Source organism: Loigolactobacillus backii (assembly GCF_003946275.1).
Classification (GTDB): domain Bacteria; phylum Bacillota; class Bacilli; order Lactobacillales; family Lactobacillaceae; genus Loigolactobacillus; species Loigolactobacillus backii.
Genome location: NZ_RHNQ01000122.1, coordinates 1 through 2410 on the forward strand (window position 1 = coordinate 1; position 2410 = coordinate 2410).

Here is a 2410-nt window from a genome sequence, read left to right on the forward strand (position 1 = left end):
ACACTCCAAATAAATTGGAGTTGTGCTAAAACACTTAAACCTGTATCAGATTTCGCGTTGCTCAAACAAAACTGACTTGCGTCAGTTTGGAACATTCAAAAATAAATAAGTTCAGTCGCTAGCTCCTTCGAACTTTTTTATTTTTGAACGTTAATTTTAAAGGCTCTCATTTGCGTTCTAAGCGATTTTAGCTAACAGTTAGCTATCTAACTGTCTGTCAACGGTAAATCGACTTAGAGGGGCTTATTGAGCCTTACAGGCGATATTAGCCCCTCTTGGAGGCTTTAAGGAGTTGATAGACTAGACAATACCAAAAGCCTGACGTCTTGGAAAACAAGCCCTTGTTTTCTCGAGCCCAGCGGCGGCAAGCGTTGCGCTCCAGCTGGCTCAGCTGGTCGGTGTGGCTGAAAGCCACGGTTTTAAAAAAAGACAGTTCAGCGGTTTTTGCTGATCTGTCTTTTGGGGTTTTGAAAGCGACGTTTTTTGTCGCTTTCTTCTTATCTTGATACTATTAGCAACAACTAGTTTTTAGTGCTTTTGTTCCTATCCCTTGATATTACAGGGTTTTGGTGTATTATTGAGGTATAAATTCTAATAAAATAAAGCAAATAAAAAACCCACGTGCAAATTCCTAGTTTGGTCGCTCGGAACACGTGAGTTGATTATCATTTGCGATTTATAGCCCTATTCTAGGGGGAAAACCCTATGATGTCAAGGCTATAAGCTTAGTTAAAATGATATTTCAGCTCCTTCACGTGGATAAAACGGGAGGAGCTTTTTATGTCTGAAGTATTTAAAGATGTTACAGAAAACGGGAAGGTAAGACCTTGGCGAGAACGCAAAATTGAAAATGTGCGCTATGCGGAATATTTGTCGATTTTAGAGTTTAAACGAGCACATGATATTAAAAACTGTGGGGAAACTTTACGTTTTCGGAAAATTGGTAACCATTTGAAGCTGTATCAAACTTGGTTTTGTCACAAACGGTTATGTCCGTTGTGCAATTGGAGAAAGAGCATGAAAAATTCGAGCCAATTAAAACAAATTATTGCGGAAGCAGTTGCAAGAGAGCCTAAAGGACGGTTTTTGTTTTTAACTTTAACCGTTAAAAACGCTCATTCAGCAGAGGAGTTAAAAGTGTCTTTAAGAGCTTTGACTAAAGCCTTTAATAAGCTAACTCGCTATAAAAAAGTGACTAAAAATTTATTGGGTTATTTACGTTCAACGGAAATTACCGTTAATGAACAAGATGGGTCATATAATCAGCATTTACATGTTTTATTGTTTGTAAAATCTAGTTATTTTACCGGGGATAGTGTGAATTATATTACGCAAGCAGAATGGACCGATCTTTGGCAAAGAGCTTTAAAAGTTGATTATGAGCCTGTGGTGCATGTGCAGGCTGTTAAAGCTAACAAACGCAAAGGAACTGACTCTTTGCAAGCTAGTGCCGAAGAAACGGCGAAATACGAGGTAAAATCAGCTGATTATATGACGGCTGATGATGAGCGTAATTTGGTGGTGATTAAAAATTTGGAGTATGCCTTAGCTGGAACACGACAAATCAGCTATGGTGGATTATTAAAGCAAATTAAGCAAGATTTGAAACTTGAAGATGTTGAAAATGGTGATTTAGTTCATGTTGGCGATGAAGATTACACCAAAGAGCAAATGGAAGCTGCGGAAGAAGTTGTCGCAAAATGGGATTTTAATAAACAAAATTATTTTATTTGGTAACTGGGTTTAGAAAAATTGAGTATTTCTTTTATATTAATAATAGTGAAGATGTTGTTACTTTGATATTTGTTATAGAAAGGTTGATTTTTATGAGTGAAAATTTTTGGGATAAGTTTTTGGATATTTTTACTAAATCTGAATATTTTTATTTTGTTTTGGTGCTCACAGTGGCAATTTTTATTGTTCGTTTCTTTAATATGTTTTCTAAATATGATTCTATAATGAATGCTTCTTTAGTGTTTTTGATTGTATTAATTGCTTTTCGGCTTCTGATTAAATCTTATAAAAAACATAGGGATAAGAAATTTATGGAATTTTTGGATAATGAACGTCAAAGACTTGTTGATGATCCCCTTTGCTGGAGTATATTAATTAAGCTTTATTCTAATAATGGTGATCCAGTGCAATTGCATGTATATAATCAAAAAGTTCAGCAATTGGAACAGTATTGGATGATTTCTAGAACTACTAATTCTATTTTTGCGTGGCCGTCTGCAATGAATGATCCTATATTCCCATATGTATTACAACCTGTTGCCGAGGACTATATAATTAAAAAGCTGAATTCTCAGTAAATATATTCTAAATGCGCACTTACACTCCAAATAAATTGGAGTTGTGCTAAAACACTTAAACCTGTATCAGATTTCGCGTTGCTCAAACAAAACTGACT

Annotated in this window: 2 protein-coding genes; both read left to right on the forward strand. The window is 35.4% G+C overall.

Translation table 11 applies throughout. From position 1 onward, the window contains the following. Positions 1-780 precede the first annotated feature (780 nt). Entirely contained in the window at positions 781-1737 is a 957-nt protein-coding gene (locus EKM61_RS11750; RefSeq protein WP_075168980.1) for a protein rep, read from the forward strand. Between the two features lie 89 nt (positions 1738-1826). Further along, positions 1827-2312, forward strand: coding sequence for a hypothetical protein (locus EKM61_RS11755; RefSeq protein ID WP_083613295.1), 486 nt, complete (start codon positions 1827-1829; stop codon positions 2310-2312). Positions 2313-2410 lie beyond the last annotated feature (98 nt).